The organism is Polaromonas potterensis, assembly GCF_033446725.1.
Classification (GTDB): domain Bacteria; phylum Pseudomonadota; class Gammaproteobacteria; order Burkholderiales; family Burkholderiaceae_C; genus Polaromonas.
The window spans coordinates 465,428-471,696 of record NZ_JAWQLX010000001.1; the positions used below are offsets into that span (position 1 = coordinate 465,428).

Consider the following 6,269-nt stretch of genomic DNA (forward strand, 5'->3'; position numbering starts at 1 on the left):
CGCTAGAAGTTCTGTGCCAGCAGGGTTTCGCGCAGGTTTTGCGCCTTGCCGGCGTCAAACCCGCCTTCGACCCGGGCCAGCACCTCGCCCTGGCGGTTCAGCACCACCGCGTAGACCTGGTCGGTGCCGTTCAGGCCGGCGGCGCGGACAAACTGCTCACGGTCGGTGAAGACGGGTATCAGCCGGTCGTGTTCGGCATCGGCCGCGTACTTGCGTGACAGCTTGGTTTCAAGGGCGCTGCGCTTGTCAGCGTCGCCGGGGTCGTTCAGCACCGGCATACGCACCCAGACGATGGTCGGGTCGTCCTTGAGCCGCAGGCCATGGATCCAGCCTTCAATAGACGCTTGCTGGGTGCCGCGGAAAGTGATCAGGGCCAAGGTGCGTTCGGCCGGTAGCCCATGGGGCAGGGCCATCGCCTGCCGGTCCGGGATGTTGACCGTGAGTACGGGCAACTGGCCCATCACGCGGGTTTCATTGGGGGCGACCCAAGCCAGCAAGAGGGCGGCCGACACAGCGATCAGCCAGACCAGGGTGGAAGTCCAGGTTTTTCTCATGATCATCTCCCGCACACCTGTGGCAACAGCACCCGGGTGTGAATACAAGATACAGCGGCGGCAAAAAAAAGGAGCGCAGATTTGAAACAAACCGTGAGCGGATCGGCGTGTGGCTGCGTTTGTTTTGGATGCTATTGATTTAATAGCTGCTTGCGCCCAAGGGGTAAGGCTAAGCCCCGATTTTGATCAGAAGATGGGGCTGGTAGCCGTCTTGCTCGCCATTGCGCGCATACCCCAGCGGGTTGGCCACCACGCGGCAGCCGCTTTTGACATAGTCGATGGGGCAGTGCAAATGACCGTGCAGCCAGAGCTGGGCCAGCGGCAGCAACTCGTCGATCGAATTGCAGAATCCCGCTGTGCCGGGGGTCAGCCCATAACGCGGGTCGGCGCTGAGCAGGCTGGGTGCAAAGTGGGTGATGACCACGGTGGGACCGTCAAAGGGCTGGGCCAGCGCCTGCCGCAGCCAAGCCTGGCTTTGCAGGCCTTGTTCGCGCACGGCGTCAGCCAGCATGGGTTCGCCCTTGTGAAAGCTGTGGTTTTTGTTGAGGTAAAAATTGGCCGCGCGAAAGGCTTTTTCCCGCGCCAGGAGTTGCTCGCCCAGCGTGATGTCGCCGGCGCGGGCGGCGTCGGCGCTCAGTGCATCAAAGTCGGCCCACAAGGTGCAGCCGACAAAACGCAGGCCCTGAAAAACCACGGTTTCACGCTCCAGCCAGACCATGCCCAGACGCTCGCAGGTCTCGCGCAGGCGTGTGTGGGTGGCCTCAAAATCCAGCCCGTCGTATTCGTGGTTGCCGGGCAGGAAAAACACCGGTGTCGGCCAGCCCGCGCCGCCTTGCGCCACCGGCAGGGGCGAAAAACGCGCCAGGCCGAAGTCGCTGATGTCCAGTTCGCTGAGCTTTGAGCCCTGTTGGTAAGAGCCTATGTCTCCGGCCAGCACCAGCAGGTCGGCGCCGGGCAGGGACTGGGCCTTGAAGTGCGGATTGGACTCAAGGTGCAGGTCGGAAAGGAGCTGGATATTCACCCCTTGATTGTGCGGGAAACCCGGCTATGCCCGCCCGCTGCGGCAACTATGCGTTTTATGCATGGGAATCGGGCGCTTCCAGGCTTGCAAACCTAGGGAAAACCCTTAATCTCAAGTCATCGCCATTTTTCAACATCTTGAGGTGACTTTGTCATGAACACGCTAATCGCTCGACTCGCCCGTTTGCTGCCTTTTTCCAAGGCCTTGGCCCCGGCCCAGGACTTTGCGCAAAAACTGATGGAAAGCGCCGGTGACCGTGCCGGCCGCAACCCGGAGCAGGCCCAGGAGCTGCGCCGCGCCGCATTTGCCTATCTCAGTGTGGTCCGCTGAAGGTTTGATTCGCTATCAATAGCGTAGCTGTTTGTGCCCGAATGGTATGGGCTAGAGGCCGATTTTCTTGTAAACCGGCCTCCCGGGACTTCTGGTGCTTACCAGCGCGCCCGCAAACCCACCAGCACCGCCAGGTTGTTCTGGCGACTGTTGTGTTCGGCCTGCACATCGGCAAACAGGTCGATGTTTTTGGCGAAGCTGCCCGAAGCCCCGAAGCCCAGGATCAAGGTGTCACGTTTCAGCGCCACACCCGAGACCTGGAAGGGTGATGCATTCACCGCGCCCTGGAACTGCGCCGTCATAGGCGCATTCAAGTCACCAAACTCATGCGCCCAGATGGCCCGTGGCTCCAGACGGACGCTGCCGGCCTCAAACGCCGCCTTGGCACCCAGCAAGGATTTGGTGGAGGTGGTGGTCTGGCCCGCGACCTGCAGGTTCAAGGCACCGGCACCGGTTTCGGTGAAACCATCGGCCTTGCTGCGGCTCAGCGACAGCCCGGCCAGCGGTTGCAAGGTCCAGCCGCCCGTCATCGCCATCGAATAAGCCGCTTCGCCATAAGCCGACAAGGTGCGGCTGCCAAAGTCGGACGAGGCCACCCGGTTGATGGCGCCCACCGTGACGACACGGTCCATGTGGTTGCGGCCAAGCGCCAGGCTGGTCGAGCCGCTGAAGTTCCACGGGCCGCTGGCATAACTGCCGTACAGCGCCACGGCATTGCCGCGTGACTGGCCGCTGCTGCTGTTGCCGCTGGTCAGGTCGGAGCTGCCGCCACTCAGGGCCACACCGGCACGCAGACCTTCGCGCACTTCGGTGTCAAACCCCGCGCTCAGGCCGCTGTTGCGCACCTTGCTGGCGCCGGCGTTGTTGTCGCTGCTGGTGCGCTGGAAACCGCCGTTGCCGCGCAGCCAGAAGCCGTTGGCGGGATCATTCTTTGACGGAAGGTTGGAAGAAGCCGCGCCACCGGCCAGCGAGAAATTTTGTGGCGAGTCCGACACCGTTCCGGCTGCCATCAGGTCCGACACATGGTCGTTCGCGGCCAGCAGCACCGGCCGGTTGCTGAACGAGTTGGCCACGCCGTCAGCGCTGCTGCTGCTTTGCATCGCGCCCATACGGGCCTGCATCTGGTTGCCAAAACCGGCGGTGAAGCTGGAACCCGCACCACGCAGGCCGACCAGACTGTTGCCGCTGACCGAGTCATAAGCCGCACGGGCCTGCTCGGCCGACAGGCTGGTCAGGGCCGTGAGCACCGTGTTCATGTCGCCCGTCGCACCGCTGATCGCGTTCTGCAGCGCGCCCGCAGTGCTGCCCTGGTTGGGGGTCGCGGCGATGGCTTTGTAGGTGACGTCGTTGCGTGTCAGGCTCAGGAAAACGTTGTTGGCGTCGTAGCCCAGCGTCGGTGTCAGGAAGGCCAGGTTGGAGGTGACGCCGGCAAAGGTGCCGGTGCGGCCAGCCGCGGCATTGAGCACGGTGTAGATGGTGTTGACCGCATAGGTGCCGGCACCGGCTTGCACATCGACCTTGCCGCCGTTGATCGTCGCGCTGCCGCTCACGTTGACACGGTCGGCATTGCCGGCGGCATTGGCTTCCACGCGGTAGGTGGAGCCGGTCGCAAAAGTGGCATTGCCCTTGACGCTGAGTGTGCCCAGGGGGTTGCCCGGTGACAACACGCCGCCGGCCGCGATGGTGGTGCTGCCGACCGTGCCGTTGCCGCTCAGTGTGGCGCCGCTGTTGACGCTGACGGCCGAGTTGGCCATAGCGCCAGTCACGGTCAACGTGCCGGCGTTGATGCTGGTCGCGCCGCTGTAGCTGTTGATGCCGCTCAAGGTCAGCGTGCCGCTGCCGATTTTGTTCAAAGCGCCGGTGCCGCTCATGACGCCGGCATAAGTGCCTGCCGCGCTCTGGTCAAAGCTCACATTGGCGTTGTTGACGATGTTGCCTTGCAGGCTGCTGCTGTTGCCCTGCAGCACACCGCCGCTGACGGTGGTGCCGCCGCTGTAGCTGTTGGCCCCGCTCAGGATCAGGGTGCCGGTGCCTTGTTTGCTCAGGCTGCCGCTGCCGCTGATGACGCTGGCGTAAGTGCCGGCCGCGGCCTGGTCAAAAGTCACATTGGCGTTGTTGGTGATGTTGCCCTGCAGGCTGGTGGTATCGCCTTGCAACACACCGCCGCTGACCGTGGTGCCGCCACTGTAGGTGTTGGCGCCGGTCAGGACCAGGGTGCCCACATCGGTTTTCTCCAGCCCGGCGCTGCCGGTGAGTGTGGTGCCGACGGTGGCGGTGTATTTGTTGCCGCTGCCGTCGCCCACCCGGATGATGGCTTGCGTGCCGCTCAGCGTGATCGCATCGCCTTTCAGTGTGTAGCCGTCACTGGCGAATTGCATGCCGGTCACGGCCAGGGCGCCCTGGCTGTTGCTGGCAGTCACGGTGCCCGCCGTGCCCTGGAACACCGCATAACCCGGTGTCGGGGTCATGGGCGCGTTGAGTGCGCCGTTTGCATTGGTCCAGTTGCCAGCGTTGGCGGTCCAGGTGCCCGTGCCGCCGTTGATCACACCGTTGTTCGCGTTCGCAGAGGCGTTGCCGTCCCAGAAATTCAGGGTCTGCCCCGCCGTATTGACCAGGTTGACCTGTTTGTCCACCGCTGTTTGCACTGTCAGCGCCGAGCCGCCTGGCGCCGTGCCAACCAGGAAGCCGTTGTTGGTGAGGGCGCCGCTGTAGTTGAAGATGCGGTACACGCCGGCACCAAAACCGCCCAGGTCGCTGACGTTCAATTTGCCGCCCAGTGTGAGGTCGCCGTTGACCTGGAACAGGCCGGTGTTGCTGGGGGTGCCCAGGGCCACATCGACATTGGCACCGTTGTTCAGCACCAGCGCGCCGGTGGTGAGCACCTGGCCGGCGCTGCCTTTGAGCGTGCCGCCGGTGTTGATGGTGGTGCTGCCGACCGTGCCGCCGCCGCTGAGGGTGCCGCCGCTGTTGACGGTGACGGCGGAGTTGACGTTGCTGCCATTCACGGTCAGTGTGCCGGCGTTGACGCTGGTGGCGCCGCTGTAGGTGTTGGCCCCCGTCATCGTCATCGTGCCCGAGCCCCCCTTGGCGAGCCCGCCTGCGCCGCTGATGACGCCGGCATAGGTGGTCGAGGTGTTGTTCGTGCCGGTGCTGAGGGTGGCCGAACCCAGGGTGACGTTGCCGCCGTTGGCCAGTGAACCTATGGTTTGGCTGAAGTTGTTCAGGTTCAGGGTGGCGCCTGTGGCCAGCGTGAGGGCACTGTTGGCCGACAGCGTATTGAGCGCACCGACCTGCAGGGTGCCACCGCTGTTGACGAGGGTTGCGCCGCTGTAGGTGTTGGCGCCCGAAAGACCCCCAAGAATCAGTGTGCCCGTGCCAGATTTGGTCAGTGCCCCGGTGCCGCTCATGGCGCCGGCATAGGTGCCGGTTGTGGTCTGCTCAAACGTTACATTGGCATTGTTGAGGATGTTGCCCTGCAGGTTGCTGGTGCTGCCTTGCAACACCCCCCCGCTGACGGTGGTGCCGCCGCTGTAGGTATGGGCACCGGTCAATGTCAGCGTGCCGCTGTTTGTCTTGGTGAGCGAGCCGATGCCGCTCATGGCGCCGGTATAAGTGCCGGCCGTGGCCTGGTCAAACGCCACATTGGCGTTGTTATTGAGGGCGATGTTGCCCTTCAGGCTGGTGGTGTTGCCTTGCAGCACACCGCCGTTGACGGTGGTGCCGCCGCCGTAGGTGTTGGCGCCCGTCAGGATCATCGTGCCGGTGCCCACCTTGGTGAGCTTGCCGGCGGTGCCGCTAATGATGCCGCCGTAGGTGGTTGAGGTGTCGTTGCCGCCGGTGGTGAGCGTGCCTGAACCCAGGTTGACGTTGCCGCTGCCTTCCAGTGACCCTATGGTTTGAGAAAAATTATTCAGATTCAGGGCGGCTCCCGTAGCCAGCGTGAGGGCACTGTTGGCCGACAGCGCATTGGCCTTGCCGGCCTGCAGCGTGCCGGCCTTGACGCTGGTGACGCCGTTGTAGATGTTGGTCCCCGTGAGGACGGTGGTGCCAGAGCCAAGTTGTTCGACAGAGCCGGCGCCGGAGATGGCGTTGGCGATCGTCAGCGTACCGGTGCGGTTGAAGGCCAGCTTGGCGTTGGTGGCGACGGTGACGTTGCCAGTGCCGAGAGTGCCGGTGCCGGCGCCGCTGCCAACCTGCAGGGTACCGGCGGTGATGGTGGTGACGCCGGTGTAGGCGTTGGCGCCCGTGAGGACGGTGGTGCCCGTGCCAAGTTGTTGGACAGAGCCGCTGCCGGAGATGGCGTTGGCGATCGTCAGCGTACCGGTGCGGTTGAAGGCCAGTTTGGCGTTGTTGACGACCCCGCC

The 6,269-nt window shown here is 64.0% G+C and carries 4 protein-coding genes; 1 reads left to right on the forward strand and 3 read right to left on the reverse strand.

The window, feature by feature from the left end; all coding sequences use genetic code 11:
* Nucleotides 1-2: 2 nt before the first annotated feature.
* The gene (locus tag R6254_RS02260) at nt 3-554 is read right to left on the reverse strand and encodes a hypothetical protein (RefSeq protein WP_318404070.1); all 552 of its coding nucleotides are present in this window, start codon (nt 552-554) and stop codon (nt 3-5) included.
* Between the two features lie 169 nt (nt 555-723).
* Nucleotides 724-1,575 (reverse strand): metallophosphoesterase, encoded by an 852-nt coding sequence (locus R6254_RS02265; protein ID WP_318404072.1) that lies wholly within the window; start codon nt 1,573-1,575, stop codon nt 724-726.
* Nucleotides 1,576-1,728: 153 nt separating this feature from the next.
* Between R6254_RS02265 and R6254_RS02270 the strand changes: the two genes are divergently transcribed.
* Nucleotides 1,729-1,905, forward strand: a complete 177-nt coding sequence (locus R6254_RS02270) for a hypothetical protein (protein ID WP_318404074.1) — start codon at nt 1,729-1,731, stop codon at nt 1,903-1,905.
* Nucleotides 1,906-2,003: 98 nt separating this feature from the next.
* On the opposite strand, the gene R6254_RS02275 is transcribed toward R6254_RS02270, so the two are convergent.
* Nucleotides 2,004-6,269: autotransporter-associated beta strand repeat-containing protein (locus R6254_RS02275; protein ID WP_318404076.1), on the reverse strand; the 4,266-nt coding region annotated here is incomplete at its 5' end.